This is a genomic window from Streptomyces sp. NPDC044033, from assembly GCF_056434425.1.
Genome location: NZ_JBWKFF010000011.1, coordinates 123,350 through 142,825, shown reverse-complemented (window position 1 = coordinate 142,825; position 19,476 = coordinate 123,350). Strand labels below are relative to the sequence as shown.

Genomic DNA, 19,476 nt, shown 5'->3' with positions numbered 1-19,476 from the left:
CCCGGCGCCGGGTACGGGACCCCGGTAGCCCGGTGCCGGAGCGGGCCCCGTAGCCGCGGTGATCGGATCGGCCGGTGTATGCCGCCCCGGGGCGGCGCCGAGGCAGGAACTCGCAGAGGGAGCGCGCTGTGTCAGTCGTCATCACAGGAGCAAGTGGATTCCTGGGCAGCCGCGTCCTGCGGCGCCTGCTCGCCGAGGAGACCCGAGAGCCCGTCACCGTGCTCGGCCGCGGTGCCCTGAACGGTCTGCGCGAGCGCGTCGAGGCAGCCGTCGCCTGGCTCGACGGCCCGCCCGTCGAACCAGACGCGTGGCAGCGCGTGCGATACGTCGGCGCCGACCTGACCCGGCCGACGCTGGGCCTGACGCCCCAGGAGCTCGCCGAAGTCGCCGCCGATGTCACCCAGCTGTGGCATTGCGCAGCGCAACTCAACCTTGCGGGCGACCAGTCGGAACTGTTCAGCACCAACGTCCGCGGCACCCGGGCCGTCCTGGACCTGCTCGACCGGGCCCCGGACGCCCACCTCGTGTACGTGAGCACCGCCTTTGTCGCCGGCAGACGGGACACGGGCCACATCATGGAGGACGACCTCAGCGACGCCGACGGCTTCCGTACCCGGTACGAGGAGACGAAATACACCGCCGAGCGCATGATCCGCGCCTGGACCGCGGCGAAGGGCCGCCGCGCCACCGTCGCCCGCCCCAGCCTGCTGGTGGCCGACCGCTCCACCCCCGCCGGGCTTCCCGCGCAGCCGCTGGACTACATGGCCCGGCTCGTCGACGACACCCTCCGCCCCCGCACCGGCCCGATCCCCGAACTCCCCGTGCGCGGCGGCATCCTGCCCCTGCGGCTCCAGGGCGATCCGCACGGCACCATGAACCTCCTCCAGGCCGACTACGCCGCCGAGGCCCTGATCCGCGTGGCCGCCGCCGGCCGCGCCCGGACGGGCATCGGCGTACGTACCGTGCACGTCACCCACCCCCGAGAAATCGCCTTCTCCACGGCCCGCGAAGCCTTGTGCAACCTCCACCGCGGCCTGCGCCTCGCCATGATCCCAACGGTGCGCAACCCCTCCCGCCACGAGGCCCTCGCCATCGAACACGCCGGACACCTCCTCGACTTCAGCGCGCAGCAGCGCACCTACGACCGGACCCATCTGCGCGAGGACGTGGGCGACCTGCCCGACCCGCCGGAGGTGGACGCGGCGTATCTCACCCGCGCCTTCGACCGAGCCGGCGCGCACCCCCGGGCGGCGGTATAGCGCTGGGGCCACGGTGCGGCGGGGGATCCTCCGTCGCGAGCGAGCCGAGGAGGAGCAGTGGCTCGGTGAGATCGAGGGCATCGACCTGACCCTGGCCTTCGTCCGCCCAAGCATGCCGACGCGGCCCGCCTCACGCGCCGAACCCCCGTCGGCCTCAGCATCCCAACCGTCCCATCCCCGAACCGATGACGACCAGAGGTGATCGGGTGCCGGCGGTGATACGCCCGAAAGGCGAAGGTCACGGCGTGAGTGAATAAGGGCATGCTCTTCGACTTCACGCACGACCACGACGGTGAACGGCTCAGCGGTGTATACGGCGGTGATCCCTCCGGGGGCACCGCCGTGGTGCTGCATGGCGCGGGCAACAGCAGCATGGAGCGACTGCTCCCGCTGGTGCGGGAGTTCGTGGCCCACGGCTGCCGAGGGGTCGCCTTCGACTTCTCCGGGCACGGCGAAAGCACCGGAAAGCTCGGCGAGTTGAGCCTGCGGCGACGGTTCGAGCAGGCCGTCGCGGTGATCGACGCGTATGGCGGGGCGGATGGGCGGACGGCCCCCTGTGGGAGCGGGCCGTCGATGTGATCCGCCGCGATCCGCCGCCGTACGACGGCTGCTTCCTGCACCGCGACTTCCACCCCGGGAACGTACTCTTCACGGGAGCCGGCCCCAAGTTGCGGATCACCGGTGTCGTGGACTGGGTCGAGACCTCGTGGGGACCTGCCGACCTGGACGTGGCGCACTGCTCGACCGCGCTCGCGCTGCTGCACGGGCCGGCGTACGGGCTGGACTTCCGTGAGCGGTACGAGGCACACGGCGGCCGCGGCCTCGCCGACAACCCCGACCACCTGTACTGGCGGCTGCTCGACGCCCTGCACTACTGCCCCGACGCGGCGAAGATGGCCGGGCCGTGGCGTGAACTGGGCCGGGACGATCTGACCTCCGATGTGCTGGCAGAACGGCTGGAGGCGTACGTGGACGGACTGCTGCAGCGATACGGCTGACCGACCGTGGAGCACTCGTCTGACACCGGAGCCTCCGATTGCGCTCGGTCACTCCTACGGCGGGTCTGTGATCACTGGGCTCCGCGGGGCGGGGCACCTGGTCTATCCGGCGGCCTTCGTGCCCGGGCCTCCCGACACCTACGCACACCAGGCCGACTGACGCGCAGACTTCACTACGCACCGTGCTCAATAAGCGCCGGCCCCAGCTCGGGCTGCTGCCGAGTCACCGGTCAGGGGCCCGGGTCCGCGCGTCGTCGCGGATGACGTGGCCCACCTCTATCGATCCTTCCGCAATCGCGGCGGTCGTGTACCTCGGTCGCGGCGGAGACGATATCCCTCATCCCTAAAACTATCTTGACACGTTTCTGACATGCGCGGCTTACGGTCGAAGCGTGCCGCGGCACCGGTCAACAGCACGGTCGACGAGCTGCCCCCTTTGGATCGAGACATCCGGATGGAGACATCATTTTGCGGACAAGTAGATGGCTGGCGCTGGCTGCCGTTGCCGGGCTGGCCCTGACAGCGACGGGTGAAGGCACAGCCGGCGCTGCAACGGATATGACTCAGCGGGCCTTGGTGGGAAACACGCCCCTGTGGACCGCGTCGGCTGAGCACCTCGGGCATGCGGACTCGGGTGGGACTCTCAAAGTAAACATACTGTTGGCCGGCCAGGATCCCGCAGGGCTGGCCCGTCATGCTCAAGAGGTTTCGGATCCGCACAGTCCCTCCTACCGGCATTTCCTGACCGCACAGCAAGCTCTTGACCGGTATGGGACCAGCCATGCGCAATGGGAACGGGTCACGACGTGGGCGCGTGCCGCGGGCCTGAAGGCTACGGTCAGCGGACCTCACTCGATTTCCGTGCGGGGAAACACAAGCCGGATTGAGGCAGCATTTGGCACCCGCATCGACGAGTACCGCGTCGACGGGCGTACGGTGCGGGCGCCCGCCCGTTCTGTCAGTGTTCCGCATTCCCTCGCAGGCGACGTCTTCGGAATAACCGGACTGGACACGAGGCAGCAAGCACACCCTATGAGTGCTCACAAGAACGCCTCTTCCGCAACCGACAGCAAATGCTCGTCGTTCTACGGGGAAAAACAAGCGGCCAACCTCCCGCAGGCTTACGGGCGGACCGTCTCATGGGAACCGTGCGGCTACACGCCGGCGCAGATACGCAGCGCCTACGGCATCAAGGGGACTGGGCTCACCGGCAAGGGCGCCAAGGTCGCGATTCTCGCCTCCCTGGTCTCTCCCACCCTTCTGGCGGACGCCAACACCTACGCCGCTCACCACGGTGAGCAGCCCTTCGCCCCGGACCAGCTGACACTGCGCCTGCCGCCGGGCGCGCCTCAGATCGTGGGTGACGACGAAGGGGCGATGGATCTCGAAGCGGTGCATGCCGTCGCTCCGGACGCCGCGGTCACCTTCGATGTCGGGACAGGCGACGTGACCGGTAACGCGGTGCTGGACGCGCTGACCGACGTCGTCGACCACCGGCTCGCCGATGTGCTGACGAGCTCCTATGTGGAGGGCGTTCTGCCCGGTGGACAGCAGGGTGAGGACCCGGTGGATCCGGCGATTGTGAAGGCGACCGAGCAGTCCCTCCAGCAGGCCGCCGTTGAAGGCATCAGTACGAACTTCTCATCGGGCGACGGCGGCGGGTCCCACCACGGCGACGCTTCCTCCCATGAGGCTCCGCAACTGGAATATCCCAGTTCCAGCCCCTGGACCACCGCTGTCGGCGGGACGAGTCTGGCTATCGGGGCCAAGAACGAGTATGAGTGGGAGACCGGTTGGGAGAGTGACGCTTCGACACTGGCCGCCGACGGTAAGTCCTGGGCTCAGCCTTTGCCCGGAACCTTCTCGGCCGGTGCAGGCGGCGGTGTGAGTACTGTTTTCCCCCAGCCTGCTTACCAGCGCAATGTCGTACCTGCCGCGCTGAGCTCACCGGGCGGCAAGAAACCGATGCGGACCATGCCCGACATAGCTGCTGTGGGCGACTTCCATACCGGCATCCGCGTCGGCGTGTCACACCCGTCCGCTACCGGCCAAAAGCCCGAGTACCGCGAACAATCCGACGGAGGAACAAGTCTGTCATGTCCCCTCATCGCCGGCATGGAGGCTCTGGCCGTCCAAGCGGGAGGCGGCACATCTCTGGGTTTTGCGAATCCGGCTCTCTACGCTCTGCAGGGGACGGGGGCCTACCATGACGTCACCGACCACCCCAGTGGGGCGCACGAGAAAGAATCCTACGCTGCGGAGATGGTGAAGCCTCGAACGCAAGAAAAGTACACTCAGCTGTTTACTGTCGGACAGGCGGCCGACTCGGGTCTGGTATCAGGCACCGGTTATGACACGGTCACCGGTCTGGGCTCGCCGACAGGAAACTTCTTCAAAGCCCTGGCAGGTAAGTAACGCACATAAAGTTGTACGCGCGTGAAAACAGGGCCTCTTGGTAACTCGCGGTTGTCAATTCCAGCGAGCGGCAAGAGGCCCTGTGCCTCCATCTGGCGTGTGAGCTGCACCGAGTTTCGCAGAGTCGGCGATCTTGTTTCAGCCCGGATCCACCGGCTTGATTCCGGAGTGATCGTCTCGGGGGCGTGGAGGCCGCGTCGGGGCGGTGCGGGATGAGCAGCACCGCCCGCCCGGCCACCTGCGCCGATACCGGAGCGACAGCCTCGGCATCGGCCTGGACCTGCTCGGCCAGGCGGTTCAACACCCGCTCTGGGAGCGCCAGTTCGCCCCGCTCCCCCGCTCGACCGCTCGGCCGTTGGAGGGCGACCCATCGGCCGACTCCGCGTCTGCGCAGCGCTCGTACGACGAAGAAAGCGGAGGCAGGCCACTGACGGCGAACCTCCCGTACCCGGACGAGCAGCCGCCTTTGGGGCCCTGAGCAGTGGGCCCGGCCGTGACACGGACGTCTTCACGCCGGTTGGAGGGGCGCACGCCCGCCGTGGGCCCGCGCACCGGCGGCGGGTCCACGGCGGCCGCCGACGGTCAGAAGGGTGTCAGGGTGAGAGTGATCGCTGTCGGCGCCGTGTCCTGAATGTACGAGGCGAAGCCCGCGACGTCGTCGAAGGCGAAGCCGTACGCCTTGCCGTCGGTGGTGGCCGCGTGCATCGCCTTGGCGTAGTGGTTGGTCGTACGCGCCCGGTAGAACTTGGCCGGGTCGGTGGTGGGCTGAGCGGGCGTGTCGTGCAGGGTGGTGCGGTTGAAGCCTGCGCCGAGGACGGCGGCGACCGGCCCGGTCCGCCCGTCGTTGGGCGCGGCCAACGTGCCGTCGCAGAAGAGCACGTCACGGGTGGTGGGCTTGGCGAAGGAGACGGCGGCGGGGCCGTTGAAGGCGAACTTCCCGCCGCTCACTCGACCGGTGAACTTACCGGCGTCGGTGGTGACCTTGAGGTCCTTGGACGCGTACGCGTTCCACACCTCGTCGATGTAGGGGGCGAAGTAGTCCTTGGCGAACAGGCCGGCGTCCAGGCCGTGGCCGGGGGCGATGACGCGCAGGTCACCGCCGACGATCAGCGGCGCGAACGCGTCGACGGCGGCGAGGTCGGCGAAGACCTTGGAGCGGGCGCCGGCCTTGAGGGTGCCGGTCGTCTGGTCCTTGGCGCCGTTGAGGCGGATGGCGAGCGGGACGCTGAACATGTCCACCATGGTGGTGTTGCAGAACATGCCGCCCGCGTTGAAAGTGAACTCGGCGCAGTCGTGCATGATTTTGTAGTTCGGATCACCGGAGACCCACCCGGCCGGGTATTGCAGGGCGGGCTTTCCCGCCCCGTCCTTGACGACCTTGAGCTTGAGCTTGGAGCCGAGGGAGACGTAGATACGGCCGGACATCTGAGGCAGCGTCAGCTTGGTGTCCCCGCCACCGCTGAGCGGGATGGCGTAGTCGGTCCAGCCGTCGGGCCCGTTGTCGGCGAGCTGTACGGGCGCGATCTTGCCGTCCCTGGTGACTCGGACCTGCCGGTTGTCTTGATTGCCGACTATGTAGACCCATATCGACGAATTGCCGAACTTTCCCGTCTTGTTGATGATCGAGAGAGGCAGGGATCCGGCCCCCTGCGGGGCGCCTATGGCGCGTGGGCCTCCGAGGGCGAAGCTGGTTCCGGCAGCGGCGACGGTGGCCGCGGCCCCTCCGAGCAACTTCCTGCGGCTGAGATGCATGCTCATAAAGTGGCGCTCCTCGGCGAAGTGGGGGGCTCGACCCCTGACCGACGGGCCGGGAGGCCGAGAGCCCGAGAAACAAGGCACTACAGAAGCTAGCGCGCGGGACCCGTGTTGCGGGAGGTGCTGTCAGGCGATCTTGCTTCGGATCTCCACTGGGTCCGAGGCGGCCCCGACCGTTGGCCCTGACATGTTCCGCTGTATGAAGATATTGGTGATCGGGGCTACAAGAACGATCGGTAGCGCTGTCGTCGGCGCGCTGAAGGCTTCTCATCAGGAGGCCAAGGCTTCTCGCAGAGGGCCGGTGGCCGCATCTGCCCGGCGCCCGCGACCTGGTCGCCGCGTTGAGCAAAGCGACGCCGCGCTTGAACCCCAAGTGCTGCGGCGACGGGGCGGCGCTGACGGCGCGTGGCCAGGTCGTTCCAGCACGTCCTGAGCGTGCTGTACCGAGTCACCCGTCCGGCTCGCGTGGGAAAGGCCCTTGAACTCGGCAAGGTGTGAAGGATGGCGCCATGAATCACTCCACCCGAGCCGTCGCTACCACGCTCGTCTCCCTCGCCCTGGCGACCGTGGGCATGGCCACTACCGCCTCAGCCTCCCCGTCGGCGGGCGGTTCCTCCGCCCCTGCGGGCTCTGCCTGGTGCTGCAACTCTGCGCAGGTCCCCAGCAGCGCGAATGTGCGGAAGGCCGGCGAGCTGGTCGGCGAAGAACTGAAAGATGTTCCGGAAGGCGTGATCGGATTCAACTGCGACCCGGCCGCCGCGACAGGTTCCGTGCAAGGGACGCCTTGCGGAGGGCAGCCGGTGGAGTGCACCGGAGACAATAAATACAACGGCGTGATCGTCCTGGGCTGTCGCCCGATCAGCCTGGAGGACTAAAGCATTTCGGCGGACGCCGGGTGCCCTTCACCGCCGGTCGGTGGTGAAGGGCACCCTTTTCGTGCCGGTGGCCGCAGGAGCGGGCGGTCAGGCGGCCAAGTCCACTGCTCCACGTGCCTTGGCGAGTGACCAGGCGTGACGGCCCACGTCATCGAACCGGAAGCAAGATGGCGGTGCCGCCGCCAAAACCCATTCCAGCCTCCCCGACGCGAGCGGAGCCCGCCCTGGTGACAGTGGTCACGGTCAGTGGTCACGGTCAGGCGCTGACTGCCTCGACCGACCACAGGCCGCCTGCCGCGTCGGTCAGGCCGACCGGCGATTGTCAGTACCTGCTGGCAGGATCACCGGCATGACGCCATTGCTTCTCACCGACATCGAACGAGCCGTTCGCAGCAGTTGGAGTGCCGAGACGTGCACGCCTGAGTTCCGGTCGCGCTGGAGCGCGGACAACCCGGCGCGGGATCAGTGCGGTGTGACCGCCATGGTGCTCAATGACCTGCTGGGAGGCGAACTGCTCCGGGGAGAGGTCCACGTCAATGGAGAGCGTGTGGACTACCACTGGTGGAACCGCCTCGGCGTGGGCATGGGCCCGGGTTGGGAGGTCGATCTCACCCGCGAGCAGTTCGGGCCGGAGGAGACCGTCACCGAGGGCACCGTCGTACCCCGTCCGCCCGAGAGCGAGTGGCGCAGGCTCCGTGAGGAGTACGAGCTCCTCCGCGAACGGGTCGTGGAGAAGCTCGGAACCTGACACGCGGTCCGATCCCGGCGGGTCGATCAAGACCGCTTCACGGGCAGGGACCCGAGGAAGTCGCGTACGTGCCGCAGCCACGTCATGCGGCCGGCCTCGTTCAGGAGATGGCCCGCGCCGGGCAGTTCGATCAGTTGGGCGTCCGGAATGTCGGCCGCCAGACGGTACGAGCTCTCGGGCAGCACCAACCGGTCGCCGGTAGGCGCCATCACCAGAGTGGGGGCGGACAGGTTCCCGAGATCCGCCCGGACATCGACGCGGGACACCAGGTCGAAGTGGTCCACCATCCCGGGCGGCAGCTCGGCCCGGGTCTGGGCCACCTCGGCATCGAGGTCGGCCGGTGCGATGCTCGCCAACTCCGCCGGCGGCATGCACGACAGGCGGGCGAACCGGGCCACTTCGTCCCACCGGCCCGCACCGGCCAGGGCCTTGATCAGCTGGGCGCCCAGCGCCAGTACCGGATCCGCGACGGGGAACCCGGCGGTCAGGACGAGCGCCGTGACCCGCTCGGGATGCCGGGTCGCGACCCGTATGGCCACGGCGCTGCCCAGCGACTCGCCGAGCACGGTGAACGACTCCTGCCCCGCCGCGACGGCGGAGACGACGAGTTGGTCGGCGAGTCCGTCCAGGTCCAAGGGCTCGGTGGCCACCGGGGTGCCGCCCGCCCCTGGGTAGTGGGGACCGATGAGCGTGTGGTCACGGGCGAGATCGTCGAGTACGAGGCCGAAGTTGCCGTGGACGCCCCCGCCGGCGCCGTGGGCGAGCAGCAGCGCGGGGCTGCCGCCCTGCACGATGACGTCGAGGTGCGGGGTGGGAAGCACGTGCTCAGCGTTCGTGTCGGCGAAGGTCATGTCGACGAAGCTAAACTCCGACATCAATGTCAGAGTCAAGTCGCGAGCCGGGAGGCAGGCCACATGCGGATGAAGGAGATGGTCCGGCGCACGGGGGTCCATGAACGGCTGCTGCGCTACTACGAGCAGCAAGGGCTGCTGGCCCCGGATCGGCTGCCGAGCGGTTACCGCGTCTACAGCGAGCCGGACGTGGAGACGGTGCGCCGCATCCGCTGCCTGCTGGCCGCGGGGCTCCCGACCTCTCTGATCGTGCGGGTTCTGCCCTGCGTCCGCGCGGACGACGACCAGCCCGTCCCCACCTGCCCGGATCTCGTCGCCCAGCTGCGGCACGAAAGCGAGCGGATCACCCGCAGCATCGACGAACTGCGGGCATCCCGCACGATGCTCGACTCCGTCATCTCCGCCGCGCCCCCTCAGAGCGCCGAGGAACCGCGGTCGACCTGGCCCGGCCCTGATGCGACCGCGGCACGATAGCCCGCGGAACCCCACAGGGCCTCCTTGTCATACAGACGCCATGCAGACGTCACACAGACGCCGAGGCTCGGGCGTGTGGGGTGTCGGAGCGGTGTTCAGCGGTCCGCCGAGGCGGCCGCTATAAGATCCGGTTCAGCTCGTCCTCGTCTCCGTCCGACTCCACGCACCGCCCGTCGAGCGTGGTGAGGCCGTGGACGGGGTAGCGCTTACCTCGCCAGGTTCACCGACCGTACGTCAGGCTCACCGTCCATGACCGCCAGGTCCGCAGACCACACTGATCGGACCCCGATATCCCACAGAACGACTCCATGGCCAAGAACAGCACCTCCTCGACCACCGCCCCCGACACCGCGTGGCTGGCGTGCGGGCGCCACCTCGGGCCCGAGCCCGAGCAGGACGCCCGGCGCAACCTGATCGCCCTCAAGGCGGCCGGGGTGCTCGACGGCTTCCTGGACCTCGACCCCGTCGAGGCGGCCCGCTCCACCGTCCTGCACCCGCGGGACGAGTCCGCCGACCCCGGCCCCGCGGCCCGCCGCCTCTTCGAGGCCCGCTGGCGCGTGGCCGACGACGTCACCGTACGCGCGCAGCTGACCACGTACGATCCCGAGGCCCGCCGCAAGAAGGGCGAGGGCGTCACCTGGGTCCTCGCCGCCGAGGCGGAACGGGCGTGGGACGCGCACTGGCCCTCGCCCGCCACCATGTTCTGGCCCGACAGCGACCGTGTCCCCTGGGACTACGACATAGTGCCGGACGTGCGCCTGCGGACGGCGAACCACCTGCCGAAGGACGACGACGAGCTGCGCCGCCGACTGCGGGACTGCACCCGGCAGAGCTGGTACATCCACGTCGTGGTGCACGAGGCGATGACGCCGGACGCGAGGGGGCAGCAGCCGGTCTCCACGTTCCTGCCGCCGAGCCTGCGGCACCGGGTGGTCGAGCACCGGGGCACGCCGGAGCAGGCGCAGATCGCCGACTTCGCGATGAAGCGGGAGCTGAGCGTGCGGATGCCGCGCGGCGGCGCCGTCGTCCTGCCCGCGGCGGAGCAGGACCCGGGCGGCGACGCGGAGCGTTTCACGGTGCGCAACGTCTTCCTGGACGGCTCGGAACCGACCGAACTCCTCGACCGGATCAAGGAGTTCGCGGCGCTGCCCCGGCCTCTGCCGGCCGACGCCGAGCGGGCCCTGAACCGGCTGCGCCAGGGCTGGCACCTGCTCACCCCGGACGAGGAACTGGTCCATGCCCAGGGCCTGGTCACCAAGTACGCCGAGGCGCTCGACGCCATGACGAACTCCCGCGATCTGTACCAGGAGGCGGCCGAGGCGGCGCAGGCCGCGCTGGCCGAGTCGAGCGGCGGCGACGGTGCGCCCCGGCCGTCCGTACTGGGTCCGGTCAAGACGGACGGCTCACCGCTCGGCGCCCTCACGAAGGCGTTCGGCCGCTTCCGCAACCCGAAAGATTGACGTGCTCCGGGCAGGCGGGCCGGCCCGACGTGGGTCGGCCCGCCTTTCGTACGCACGGGAGTCGTACGCGCGGGAGCTGTCCGATTCAGCCGTCACCCGGCTCTGGGCGCTGGGCGGCAATCGGGGTCCGCCTCAGAATCCGGCGGGCGTGGAGGCCGGAATGACGCAGCAGTCCACACCCTCTCGCGAGGTCGAACGCCTCAGGAGCGGCACCGATGCTCAGCGCCGCCAGCGGATGTCCGCGCGGCCCGAACACGGGGGTGGCCGCGGCAGTGATGCCCAGTGGGGATTCGCGCTCATCGAGGGCGATGCCACGCCGTCGAATCCGTGCCAGTTCGGTGTCGAGGGCCGACTGCACGGCGAGTGGAGCGGGGCCGTTCCGCGGGCTGAGCGCCGGCGTGAACTGCGCCGGAGGGTACGCCAGTAGAGCCTTGCCGGCGGCGCTGTCGAGCAGCGGCGCCGGCGTTTCGAGCCGCCCGATCATGGAGGTGTACTGCTCGCTGTGGACCAGCTCGATGAAGCGCACGGTATCCCCGCTCTGCACGCCGAGACCGACCAGATACCGCGTCTTCTCGTACAGGGAGAGCAGCAGCGGCTTCAGTGCGTGTCTGAGGAACTTGGCGTGCTGCTCCTCCTTGGGGACGGCCAACTGGCGGATCGCGTCCCCCAGTCGGTAGTACTCGCCGTCCCGGCTCACCATGCCCAGGTCGTGGAGGTCCGCCAACAGCCGGTGGACCGTGGACTTGGCCAAGCCGGTGAGCTGCACGACCTGGGAGAGCGTAGCGGATTCGCCGCTTACCCGGATGGCTTTGAGAATGATCAGTAATCGGTTGGCGAGCCGCCCGCCATTGGCCGTGCCAGGGGTCGATAGCGGCGGCATTTCGTGTTTGCACGCGTGTTTGTGCACCAGTGAGAAACCTCCCTTTCCTGTGTCACATCGCGGGGATTCGCCCGGCGGGCTGTGTTTGGAGGGGCTTCCTCTCCATCAAGCGCCACCCATCCCACGCGCGGTAGGCAGGTGAAGGCCCTTGAGCGTGAATGTGTTGAACGCTCGTGAGCTTGCGCGTCCGTCCGCTCACGTGCTTGAGGGGGATCCGGTCGGAGGTCGCCCGTCCGCCGCTGAGGGGGCATGGAGACGGCGGTTCCCCGACGGCGCTCCCCGGCGGCGGGGCATCGAGCCGTCGACCGTTACGGGGACCGCTTCGACATCGTCCTCGTCGACCTCGGAACCCACCACTTCCCCGCCGAGTCGCCCGAGGCCACCGCCAAGCTCCTCGCCGAGGTGGCGATCCGGTAGCGAGCGGCGCCCACCGGTGGGACCGGCGCCCTCCCGCGCGGGTGGTACCGCGTTCGGGACGCGCGCCCCGGGGCCGGTATGCGGATTACGGTCAGGGCTGATCGCGAAGTGATCTCGCGCGAAACCGGTGACGCGCCATATGCCGCGGCCTGTCGGCCTGTCGGCCTGTCGGCCTGTCGGCCGACCCGTCAGCGGCGGCGTCGGGCGTTGAGCCGGGCGGCCTGGCGCGTCAGGTGGTCGCGCTCGGCGAGGTTGGGCGCCTTCGCGGCCGCCTCGGCGTACAGCCGTGCCGCCGTCGCCGGGTCGCCGTCGCGTTCATGGAGGTAGGCGGCCACCGCGGTGTGGCGGGGCAGCGAGCCGTCCAGCGTCGCGAGCGCCGCCAGGCCGGCGCGCGGCCCGTCGGCCTCGCCCACGGCCACCGCGCGGTTGAGCCGGACGACCGGGCTGTCGGTCAGGAGCGCGAGCTCGTCGTACCACTCGACGATCTGCACCCAGTCGGTCTCCTCGGCGGTGGGCGCGTCGGCGTGGAGCGCCGCGATGGCGGCCTGGGCCTGGTATTCGCCCAGCCGGTCGCGGGCGAGGGCCGCTTGCAGGACCTCGACGCCCTCGGCGATCGACTTGGTGTCCCACCGGCCGCGATCCTGCTCGGCGAGCGGCACCAGGCTGCCGTCCGGCGCGGTCCGGGCCGTACGCCGGGCGTGGTGCAGCAGCATGAGGGCGAGCAGCCCCGCCACCTCGGGGTGGTCGACCGCGGCGGCGAGCTGCCGGGTGAGCCGGATGGCCTCGGCGGCGAGGTCGACGTCACCGGAGTAGCCCTCGTTGAAGACCAGGTAGAGGACGCGCAGCACGGTGGCGACGTCCCCGGGCCGGTCGAACCGCACACCGGAGACGGTGCGCTTGGCCCGGCTGATCCGCTGTGCCATGGTCGCCTCGGGCACCAGGTACGCCTGGGCGATCTGGCGGGTGGTCAGCCCGCCGACGGCGCGCAGCGTGAGTGCGGTCGCGGACGCCGCCGTCAGCGACGGGTGGGCGCACAGGAAGTAGAGCTGGAGCGTGTCGTCCACCGCGGGCGCCGGCCCGGGCGCCGGTTCCTCGTCGACGAGGCCCTCACGCCGGCGGCGGCCGGCGTCCGCCCTGGTCGCGTCGAGGAACCGGCGCCAGGCCACGGTGACCAGCCAGCCCTTCGGGTCCCGCGGAGGGTCGGCCGGCCAGACGCGCACCGCCTCGATGAGCGCGTCCTGCACGGCGTCCTCGGCCGCCGCGAAACCGGCTCCGCGGCGGACGAGGATTCCGAGCACGCCCGGGGTGAGGTTCCGCAGCAGAACCTCGTCCATCTCGGGGGTCACTCCGTGATGCAGGGCGACGCGGTCAGGAACGGGCGGACCTCCAGCCACTCGTGGATCGGCTTCCCGCCCGCCCCAGGAGCGGCCGACAGCTCCCCGGCCAGCTCGGTGGCGCGCTCGTAACTGTCGACGTCGATCACCATCCAGCCGGCGATGAGGTCCTTGGTCTCGGCGAACGGGCCGTCGGTGACCGGCGGGCGGCCCTCGCCGTCGTACCGGACGAACGTCCCCTCGGGGGCGAGCGCCTGGCTGTCGACGAACTCGCCGCTCCCCTCCAGCCGGGCCGCGAAGTCGTTCATGTACCGCATGTGAGCCGAGATCTCCTCCGGGGTCCACTGGTCCATGGGCACGTCGTTGACCGCGGTCGGGGCGCCGCGGTAGTGCTTGAGCAGCAGGTACTTGGCCATCGTGGATCTCCTCGATGTCGGTGCGACCCATTGTGGCGGCGTTGTGGTCGCGTTGTGGTCGCGTTCACTACGGGGACGGAGCCGGTCACGGATTCTCGACATCATCGGCCGAATCTTTTTTCCGGGCCTCGCTCGCACCGGCGTCCGGCGGTCGTCGAGTGGTCGATCGGCCCGCCGGTCCGGTCCGGTACGCGGCACGGCGGCGGTCTGAGGGCCGCGGTGTGGAGCCGGGCGGTGCGGTCAGAGCCTGTGTCCTACCCCTGGTCGAATCGGCGAGCAGCGCTGACAGCTTCTCCGCCTCCTCGGTCAGAGACTGCCACACGGCCCTGCCCATCTCGTGGAAGGCGGGCGGCTCCAGCACGCCGCCGGAAGAACGGTCGCGCGCCGCACTCGGGCGGGCCTGCCCGTCCCTGATCCGTACGGCCCGGCCCCAGCCCGGCACCGCCGCTCGTACGGGCACCGGCACGGCCGCGCCCCTATGCGCGGGTGACCTCGACCGGCAGTGTCTTGAGGCCGTTGACGAAGTTGGAGCGGATGTGGCGGGGCTCGGCCGTGAGGCGGATGTCCGAGAGCCGGGGGAGGAGTTCCTCGAACATGACGCGCAGTTCCAGGCGGGCCAGCGAGCTGCCGAGGCAGAAGTGCGGGCCGCCCTTGCCGTAGGTGAGGTGGTCGTTGGGGGCGCGGGTGACGTCGAAGCGGTAAGGGGCGTCGAAGACGGCCTCGTCGCGGTTGCCCGAGGCGAACCAGAGCACGACCTTCTCGCCTTCGGCTATCCGCCTGCCGCCCAGCTCGGTGTCGCGGGTGGCGGTGCGCCGGAAGTGGTAGACGGGGGAGGACCAGCGCAGGAACTCCTCGACGGCGCCCGGCATCAGCGACGGGTCCTGACGCAGCTTCTCCCGCTGCTCCGGGTGGTTGATCAAGGCGAGCATGGCGTGCGAGATGGCGTGCCGGGTGGTCTCGTTGCCCGCGACGACCAGCAGCAGGAAGTAGTTGTCGAAGTCCTGCGCCGACAGGGGCACCCCGTCGGACGGCGGCTGGTTGACGAGTCGGCTCACCAGGTCGTCGCCGTCGGCCCCGCTGCGCCGCGCCGCCAGCTCCCGCCCGTACGCGAAGACCTCCAGCGCCGCGGGGCTGCGGAAGGGCAGATCGCGGTAGCGCTCGCTCGCCTCGGTGCCGAGCAGGACATCCGCGTAGTCGGGGTCGGTGTTGCCGATGATGCGGTTGCCCCAGTCGATGAGCCGCTGGGTGTCGTGCTCGGGGACGTCGAGCATGCGGGCGAGGACGTTGATGGGGAAGTCGGCCGCGATGTCCTGGACGAAGTCGAAGCGGTCCTTGGCGAGCGCCGCGTCGAGGGTCCGCGCGGTCAGCCCGCGCAGGAACACCTCGTACGTGGCGACGGAGCGCGGGGTGAACTGCCGCTGAAGCAGCCGCCGCATGGCCCGGTGGCGCGAGCCGTCGGTCTCCAGGAGGGAGCGACGGCTCTCCCGGTGCTCCTCGTCGACCTCTTCGAGATTGGTGAACCGAGTGGAGGTGAACGTCCCGGGGTCGCTGCCGGCGCGCACGATGTCGGCGTGCCGGGTGACGGCCCAGAAGCCGCTGTTGGGCGCGGGCTCCGGCTGCCAGTGGACGGGGTCCTCACGGCGCAGCGTGTCGAACATCCGCCAGGGCAGCTCGCCGTCGGTGAAGTTGTCGTGGTCGGCGAGGTCGACCGCGTCGAGGGGGAGCGGTTCGGGTGCGGTGGACGTGACGGTCATGGAGAGCTGTCCTTCGGAGCGGGCGGGCGGGCGGCGGTCCGTGCTGATCGGCCGTCACAGGAGGAGGGCGTACTCCTTGAACTCCCAGTCGGTGACGTACCGCTGGAACCGCTCGATCTCATTGCGCTTGTACGCGAGGAAGGAGCGGGTGAACTCGGCCCCCAGCACCTCGGTCAGGTCCGTGTCCTCCTCCAGCGCGTCCAGCGCCGCGCCGAGCGTGCCCGGCAGCCGCGCCGCGGCGCCTTCCCGGTAGCCGTAGCCGCACAGCGGCTCGGGCGGCTCCCGCTTCTCCCGCAGGCCGAGCCCCACGGCGGCGAGGGTGCCCGCGACGGCGAGGTAGGGGTTGGCCGTGGCGTCGCCGAGGCGTAGTTCCAGGCGGGTGCCGGGGCCGCGCTCCGGCGGTATGCGCACCATCGCGCTGCGGTTGTCCAGCCCCCAGTCGATCAGCCACGGGGCGAGGGTGTCGGGGCCGAAGCGCTTGTAGGAGTTGACGGTCGGGTTCAGCAGCGCGGTGAGCGCGGGCGCGTGGGTGAGGACGCCGGCGATCGCGTGCCGCGCGATGGCGGACAGGCCGTGCGCATCGTCCTCGCTTGAGCCCTTGCTTGAGCCCTTGCTTGAGCCCTCGAAGACATTGCGTCCGTCCGCGTCCACCATCGACAGGTGCAGATGGAAACCGGAACCGCCCTCCGCGTTGAAGGGCCTGGCCATGAAGGTCGCCAGCCGCCCCTCCGTGCGCGCGATCTCCTTGACGGCCGACTTGAAGCGGAACGCGCGGTCGGCCGCGTCGAGCGCCGCCGAGTGGTCGAGGTTGATCTCGAACTGGCCGCTGCCGAACTCGCGGTTCCCGGCCGTCGCGCCGATCTCCAGCTCCCTCAAGCGCCGCAGGGTGCGCAGCAGATGGCCGTCGGGGTCGCCGCGCAGCCCCGCGCTGTAGACGTTGCCCGGCGCCTGCCCGTACGGCGACCAGCCGGTGGCCGAGCCCTCGTCGCGTTCGCACAGGTAGTACTCCAGCTCGGGGCCGATCACGGCGTGCGGCTCCTCTCCGGTCCGCTCGATGACGCCGCGCAGCAGGTCGCGCGGGGACTCGGTGGCCGCCTTCCCGGTCGCCGGGTCCAGGGCGTCGCCCAGGCACCAGGCGACGCCGGGCTCCCAGGGCAGCGCGTGCAGGGTGTCCAGGTCGGGCCGGACCGAGATGTCCGGCATCCCCGCCGACAGGCCCCCCGGCATGGGAACGACGTCGCTCTGGGGGCTGGTGTGGTAGACCGCGCGGCAGAAGGTCAGACCGTGGCGCACGGCGGCCGGCAGGTGGTCGACGAGGACGTCGCGGGCACGGTCGGCGCCCAGCAGATCGGGGTAGACGACGCGCACCACGTCGATGTTCTGTGCTCGCAGCGCCGTGACGGCCTGACGGGCCTGTTCGCCGTGTGCGGGGCTCTCTTCGCTCACCCTGTCCAGCCTTCCTGCGGGGCTCGTTCGCGGGCTCACTCGGCAAGTCGTTTGGGGTCGAACAATATGAAGGGGCCGAGTGCCGCGCAAGGGGTCGCGGCGAATCGGCGGTGATCCGGGCCCGCTCGTGACAACTCGGGGTCGAGGCCATAACGTACGGGCCCAAACGATGAATCCGGCGAGGAAGTGAGGAGTCCGCTGTGCCCACCGTGCCGACCGTCCGAGGATTCTTTCCGCCCAAGACCGCCACGGGGCGGGCGTCGCTGATCCCGGCCCCGCCCTGGTACTACTCGGGCGACCTGCTCACCATCGAATACCGCACCGATCCCGCGCGGGTCCGCGAACTCCTCCCCCCGCCGCTCGTCCCCGCCGCCGAGGACCCGGGCGCCGTCGCGCTGATCTGGGCCGACTGGCAGTCCTGCGGCGCGGGGAAGGAGGAGCTGCTCGACCCGGTGCGCAGCCAGTACAAGGAGTGCTTCGCGGTCGTACGCTGCGGCTACCGGGGCCGTACGTACTCGCGCTGCGTCCACATCTGGGTCGACAAGGACTTCGCGCTCGCCCGCGGAATCCATCAGGGCTACCCGAAAAAGCTCGGCTCCATCCAGCTGACCAGGCCCCATCCGTACGGCCCCGCGCCCCGCGTCGAGCCCGGAGCCGTCTTCGGCGCGACGCTCGCGGCGGGGGACCGGCGGCTGGCCCAGGCGGTCGCCACCCTGCGCGAACCGTCGGCGACGGGCGGCTTCGTGAACGGCCATCCGATGGCCCACCACCGCTGGATGCCCTCGATCGACGGAACGGGGCTCGCCCTCGATGAACTCGTCGAGAGCGGGGCCGCGTCCTTCGAGGGCGGCCAGGCGTGGGCGGCCGACGCGGAGCTGGAACTCTTCGAGTCGCCCACGGAGGAGCTGGCGGCCCTCGCCGTCGAGGAGCCGATCGGGGCCTACTACCGCCAGGTGGGGGTGTGCTGGGACGGGGGGACGGTACTGGAGCGGGGCACGGGTAAGGGAGCGGGTATGGCTACGGGTACAGGCGTGGGCCGAACTCCGCGGCGATGACGCCCGTCAGCATGGCGGCGCCCGCCTTGGACGCGGCGTACGCGCCCGCGCCCGCGGCGGCGCGCAGCCCGGCGACGGAGCCCACCGTGACGAACGCGCCCCGCGCGGCGGCGAGATGGGGGAGGGCCGCGCGTGCGAGCAGGAAGACGGCGGTGAGGTTGGTGCGCAGCGTGGCGTCCCAGTCCTCGTCGCTGAGTTCGAGCAGGCCGCCGGGGCGCATCACACCGGCGTTGGCGACCACGCCGTCCAGCCGGCCGTGGTCCCGCACCACGGCCGCGACCAGCTCGTCGACTTCGCTCCGTACGGTCACGTCGGCGACGTAGGGCGTCGCGCCGCACGCGTCCGCGACCTCGCGCAGCGCACCGGCGCGCCGGGCGCACACGGCGACGCGGGCCCCTTCGTCCGTACCGCGCGCGGCGACGGCCGCGCCGATCCCGCTGCTGGCCCCGGCCACGAGCAGTACGGGCCGATGGGGCTCGGTGGGCTGGTTCATGGGGAACTCCCTTTCGCGAGAAGGCGGTTCAGGGTTGATCAGGCGGGTGCGCCGGGGAGGGGCGGAGAAGGCGGTATCGGACAGCGGGGGAGAACGGGACCCCGGCAACGGGGCGGGTTATCGTTTGAGTCCGTAAGGGTCGCGAACGGCAACGGTCGTACAGGAGCGGACGGAATCCGGCAGGGGCCTGCCGGAGGCCCGGCGGGGGTTCGCGGGAGGCGGCGAGAGATGCGGGAGAACACGACGTGACGGTGCACCGTTCCATCCGGGAGACCGAGAAGGCCGTACAGGCCAAGCTGGGCGACACGCCGGTACGGCACGAACAGATGGTCGCGGTGGCGAACATCTACCGCGCCGCCGCGGCGGTGCGCCAGCACTTCGAGAACTCCGTACTGCGGGGGGCCGAACTGACCTGGACCTCGTTCGTCGTGCTGTGGGTCGTATGGATCTGGGGCGAGATGGAGACCCGCCACGTGGCGGAGGAGGCGGGCATCTCCAAGGGCACCCTGACGGGGGTGGCCCGCACGCTCCAGAACCGGGGCCTGCTCGAACGCGGCGGCCACCCCTCGGACGGGCGCCTGGTGCTGCTGCGGCTGACGGACAAGGGCGAGGAGCTGATGGCCGAGGTCTTCCCCGCCTTCAACGCGGAGGAGGTCTTCGTCGCCGACCGGCTGACCGACAAGGAGTGCGGGACGCTGGCCGATCTGCTGCGCAAGATCGTGACGCAGACGGAGGAGTACGGGGAGGAGCGGCGGCTCACCCTCCTCGACGGCGCCGACCCCCGCCCGCGGCGCAGCGGACGCCGCCCTTCCCGGAGCTGAGCCGCCCGGCTCCGTTCCCGGCCCG

The 19,476-nt window shown here is 70.3% G+C and carries 18 protein-coding genes and 3 pseudogenes; 13 read left to right on the top strand and 8 right to left on the bottom strand.

Annotated elements, in window-relative coordinates; genetic code table 11:
• Window positions 1-128: 128 nt before the first annotated feature.
• The 6 genes and pseudogenes from AC07AB_RS20820 to AC07AB_RS20795 all read left to right on the top strand — a co-directional run bounded on the left by AC07AB_RS20820 (window position 129) and on the right by AC07AB_RS20795 (window position 5,150).
• Entirely contained in the window at window positions 129-1,259 is a 1,131-nt protein-coding gene (locus AC07AB_RS20820) for an SDR family oxidoreductase (RefSeq protein WP_478568947.1), read from the top strand.
• Between the two features lie 452 nt (window positions 1,260-1,711).
• Window positions 1,712-2,257: pseudogene (locus AC07AB_RS20815) on the top strand (phosphotransferase family protein); the annotation flags it as partial.
• Window positions 2,199-2,378 (top strand): annotated as a pseudogene (locus AC07AB_RS20810) (hypothetical protein); the annotation flags it as partial. The pseudogenes AC07AB_RS20815 and AC07AB_RS20810, both read left to right, overlap by 59 nt.
• A 437-nt stretch (window positions 2,379-2,815) precedes the next feature.
• Window positions 2,816-3,259, top strand: a pseudogene (locus AC07AB_RS20805) (protease pro-enzyme activation domain-containing protein); the annotation flags it as partial.
• A gap of 30 nt (window positions 3,260-3,289) precedes the next feature.
• Window positions 3,290-4,672 (top strand): S53 family peptidase, encoded by a 1,383-nt coding sequence (locus tag AC07AB_RS20800; RefSeq protein ID WP_478569226.1) that lies wholly within the window; start codon window positions 3,290-3,292, stop codon window positions 4,670-4,672.
• Window positions 4,673-4,877: 205 nt separating this feature from the next.
• Window positions 4,878-5,150: a hypothetical protein gene (locus tag AC07AB_RS20795; RefSeq protein WP_478568944.1), complete on the top strand. Its 273-nt coding sequence runs from the start codon at window positions 4,878-4,880 to the stop codon at window positions 5,148-5,150.
• A 104-nt stretch (window positions 5,151-5,254) separates the two neighbouring features.
• Here the strand turns inward: AC07AB_RS20795 and AC07AB_RS20790 are convergent, their stop codons facing one another.
• Complete coding sequence (locus AC07AB_RS20790; protein ID WP_478568941.1) at window positions 5,255-6,430, bottom strand: glycoside hydrolase family 64 protein; 1,176 nt, start codon at window positions 6,428-6,430, stop codon at window positions 5,255-5,257.
• Window positions 6,431-6,936: 506 nt separating this feature from the next.
• On the opposite strand from AC07AB_RS20790, the gene AC07AB_RS20785 reads away from it, so the two are divergent.
• Both AC07AB_RS20785 and AC07AB_RS20780 read left to right on the top strand, forming a co-directional pair.
• Window positions 6,937-7,302 (top strand): hydrophobin family protein, encoded by a 366-nt coding sequence (locus AC07AB_RS20785; RefSeq protein WP_478568938.1) that lies wholly within the window; start codon window positions 6,937-6,939, stop codon window positions 7,300-7,302.
• A 349-nt stretch (window positions 7,303-7,651) separates the two neighbouring features.
• Window positions 7,652-8,050, top strand: a complete 399-nt coding sequence (locus tag AC07AB_RS20780) for a YunG family protein (protein ID WP_478568935.1) — start codon at window positions 7,652-7,654, stop codon at window positions 8,048-8,050.
• A gap of 26 nt (window positions 8,051-8,076) precedes the next feature.
• Here the strand turns inward: AC07AB_RS20780 and AC07AB_RS20775 are convergent, their stop codons facing one another.
• Complete coding sequence (locus AC07AB_RS20775) at window positions 8,077-8,925, bottom strand: alpha/beta fold hydrolase (RefSeq protein WP_478568932.1); 849 nt, start codon at window positions 8,923-8,925, stop codon at window positions 8,077-8,079.
• Window positions 8,926-8,964: 39 nt separating this feature from the next.
• Between AC07AB_RS20775 and AC07AB_RS20770 the strand changes: the two genes are divergently transcribed.
• Complete coding sequence (locus AC07AB_RS20770; protein WP_478568929.1) at window positions 8,965-9,375, top strand: MerR family transcriptional regulator; 411 nt, start codon at window positions 8,965-8,967, stop codon at window positions 9,373-9,375.
• A 308-nt stretch (window positions 9,376-9,683) separates the two neighbouring features.
• Window positions 9,684-10,835: a hypothetical protein gene (locus AC07AB_RS20765; protein WP_478568926.1), complete on the top strand. Its 1,152-nt coding sequence runs from the start codon at window positions 9,684-9,686 to the stop codon at window positions 10,833-10,835.
• Window positions 10,836-10,920: 85 nt separating this feature from the next.
• Here the strand turns inward: AC07AB_RS20765 and AC07AB_RS20760 are convergent, their stop codons facing one another.
• Window positions 10,921-11,715: an IclR family transcriptional regulator gene (locus AC07AB_RS20760; protein ID WP_478568923.1), complete on the bottom strand. Its 795-nt coding sequence runs from the start codon at window positions 11,713-11,715 to the stop codon at window positions 10,921-10,923.
• A gap of 249 nt (window positions 11,716-11,964) precedes the next feature.
• Here AC07AB_RS20760 and AC07AB_RS20755 point away from each other — a divergent pair, with 249 nt between their 5' ends.
• Complete coding sequence (locus tag AC07AB_RS20755) at window positions 11,965-12,132, top strand: hypothetical protein (protein WP_478568920.1); 168 nt, start codon at window positions 11,965-11,967, stop codon at window positions 12,130-12,132.
• A 188-nt stretch (window positions 12,133-12,320) separates the two neighbouring features.
• Here the strand turns inward: AC07AB_RS20755 and AC07AB_RS20750 are convergent, their stop codons facing one another.
• The 4 genes from AC07AB_RS20750 to AC07AB_RS20735 all read right to left on the bottom strand — a co-directional run bounded on the left by AC07AB_RS20750 (window position 12,321) and on the right by AC07AB_RS20735 (window position 17,082).
• Window positions 12,321-13,466, bottom strand: coding sequence for an RNA polymerase sigma factor (locus tag AC07AB_RS20750; RefSeq protein ID WP_478568917.1), 1,146 nt, complete (start codon window positions 13,464-13,466; stop codon window positions 12,321-12,323).
• An 8-nt stretch (window positions 13,467-13,474) separates the two neighbouring features.
• The gene (locus AC07AB_RS20745) at window positions 13,475-13,882 is read right to left on the bottom strand and encodes a YciI family protein (protein ID WP_478568914.1); all 408 of its coding nucleotides are present in this window, start codon (window positions 13,880-13,882) and stop codon (window positions 13,475-13,477) included.
• A 476-nt stretch (window positions 13,883-14,358) separates the two neighbouring features.
• Window positions 14,359-15,636 carry a cytochrome P450 gene (locus tag AC07AB_RS20740; RefSeq protein ID WP_478568911.1) on the bottom strand — a complete coding sequence of 426 codons (1,278 nt, stop codon included), beginning with the start codon at window positions 15,634-15,636 and terminating at the stop codon, window positions 14,359-14,361.
• 54 nt (window positions 15,637-15,690) lie between these two features.
• Window positions 15,691-17,082 carry a glutamine synthetase family protein gene (locus AC07AB_RS20735; RefSeq protein WP_478568908.1) on the bottom strand — a complete coding sequence of 464 codons (1,392 nt, stop codon included), beginning with the start codon at window positions 17,080-17,082 and terminating at the stop codon, window positions 15,691-15,693.
• A 209-nt stretch (window positions 17,083-17,291) separates the two neighbouring features.
• On the opposite strand from AC07AB_RS20735, the gene AC07AB_RS20730 reads away from it, so the two are divergent.
• Window positions 17,292-18,137, top strand: a complete 846-nt coding sequence (locus AC07AB_RS20730) for an acetoacetate decarboxylase family protein (RefSeq protein ID WP_478569224.1) — start codon at window positions 17,292-17,294, stop codon at window positions 18,135-18,137.
• Here AC07AB_RS20730 and AC07AB_RS20725 read toward each other — a convergent pair.
• On the bottom strand, window positions 18,100-18,630 hold the full coding sequence (locus AC07AB_RS20725) for an SDR family oxidoreductase (protein WP_478568905.1): 531 nt from the start codon (window positions 18,628-18,630) through the stop codon (window positions 18,100-18,102). The two genes, AC07AB_RS20730 and AC07AB_RS20725, sit on opposite strands and share 38 nt — an antisense overlap.
• 245 nt (window positions 18,631-18,875) lie before the next feature.
• On the opposite strand from AC07AB_RS20725, the gene AC07AB_RS20720 reads away from it, so the two are divergent.
• Window positions 18,876-19,451, top strand: a complete 576-nt coding sequence (locus AC07AB_RS20720; RefSeq protein WP_478568902.1) for a MarR family winged helix-turn-helix transcriptional regulator — start codon at window positions 18,876-18,878, stop codon at window positions 19,449-19,451.
• Window positions 19,452-19,476: the final 25 nt, after the last annotated feature.

Bases quoted from the DNA above. Each gene is read 5' to 3' on its own strand.
- AC07AB_RS20800 (WP_478569226.1), top strand. From the start codon at position 3,290: ATGAGTGCTCACAAGAACGCCTCTTCCGCAACCGACAGCAAATGCTCG.
- AC07AB_RS20790 (WP_478568941.1), bottom strand. From the start codon at position 6,430: ATGAGCATGCATCTCAGCCGCAGGAAGTTGCTCGGAGGGGCCGCGGCC.
- AC07AB_RS20785 (WP_478568938.1), top strand. From the start codon at position 6,937: ATGAATCACTCCACCCGAGCCGTCGCTACCACGCTCGTCTCCCTCGCC.
- AC07AB_RS20780 (WP_478568935.1), top strand. From the start codon at position 7,652: ATGACGCCATTGCTTCTCACCGACATCGAACGAGCCGTTCGCAGCAGT.
- AC07AB_RS20775 (WP_478568932.1), bottom strand. From the start codon at position 8,925: ATGTCGGAGTTTAGCTTCGTCGACATGACCTTCGCCGACACGAACGCT.
- AC07AB_RS20770 (WP_478568929.1), top strand. From the start codon at position 8,965: ATGCGGATGAAGGAGATGGTCCGGCGCACGGGGGTCCATGAACGGCTG.
- AC07AB_RS20765 (WP_478568926.1), top strand. From the start codon at position 9,684: ATGGCCAAGAACAGCACCTCCTCGACCACCGCCCCCGACACCGCGTGG.
- AC07AB_RS20760 (WP_478568923.1), bottom strand. From the start codon at position 11,715: ATGCCGCCGCTATCGACCCCTGGCACGGCCAATGGCGGGCGGCTCGCC.
- AC07AB_RS20755 (WP_478568920.1), top strand. From the start codon at position 11,965: ATGGAGACGGCGGTTCCCCGACGGCGCTCCCCGGCGGCGGGGCATCGA.
- AC07AB_RS20750 (WP_478568917.1), bottom strand. From the start codon at position 13,466: ATGGACGAGGTTCTGCTGCGGAACCTCACCCCGGGCGTGCTCGGAATC.
- AC07AB_RS20745 (WP_478568914.1), bottom strand. From the start codon at position 13,882: ATGGCCAAGTACCTGCTGCTCAAGCACTACCGCGGCGCCCCGACCGCG.
- AC07AB_RS20740 (WP_478568911.1), bottom strand. From the start codon at position 15,636: ATGACCGTCACGTCCACCGCACCCGAACCGCTCCCCCTCGACGCGGTC.
- AC07AB_RS20725 (WP_478568905.1), bottom strand. From the start codon at position 18,630: ATGAACCAGCCCACCGAGCCCCATCGGCCCGTACTGCTCGTGGCCGGG.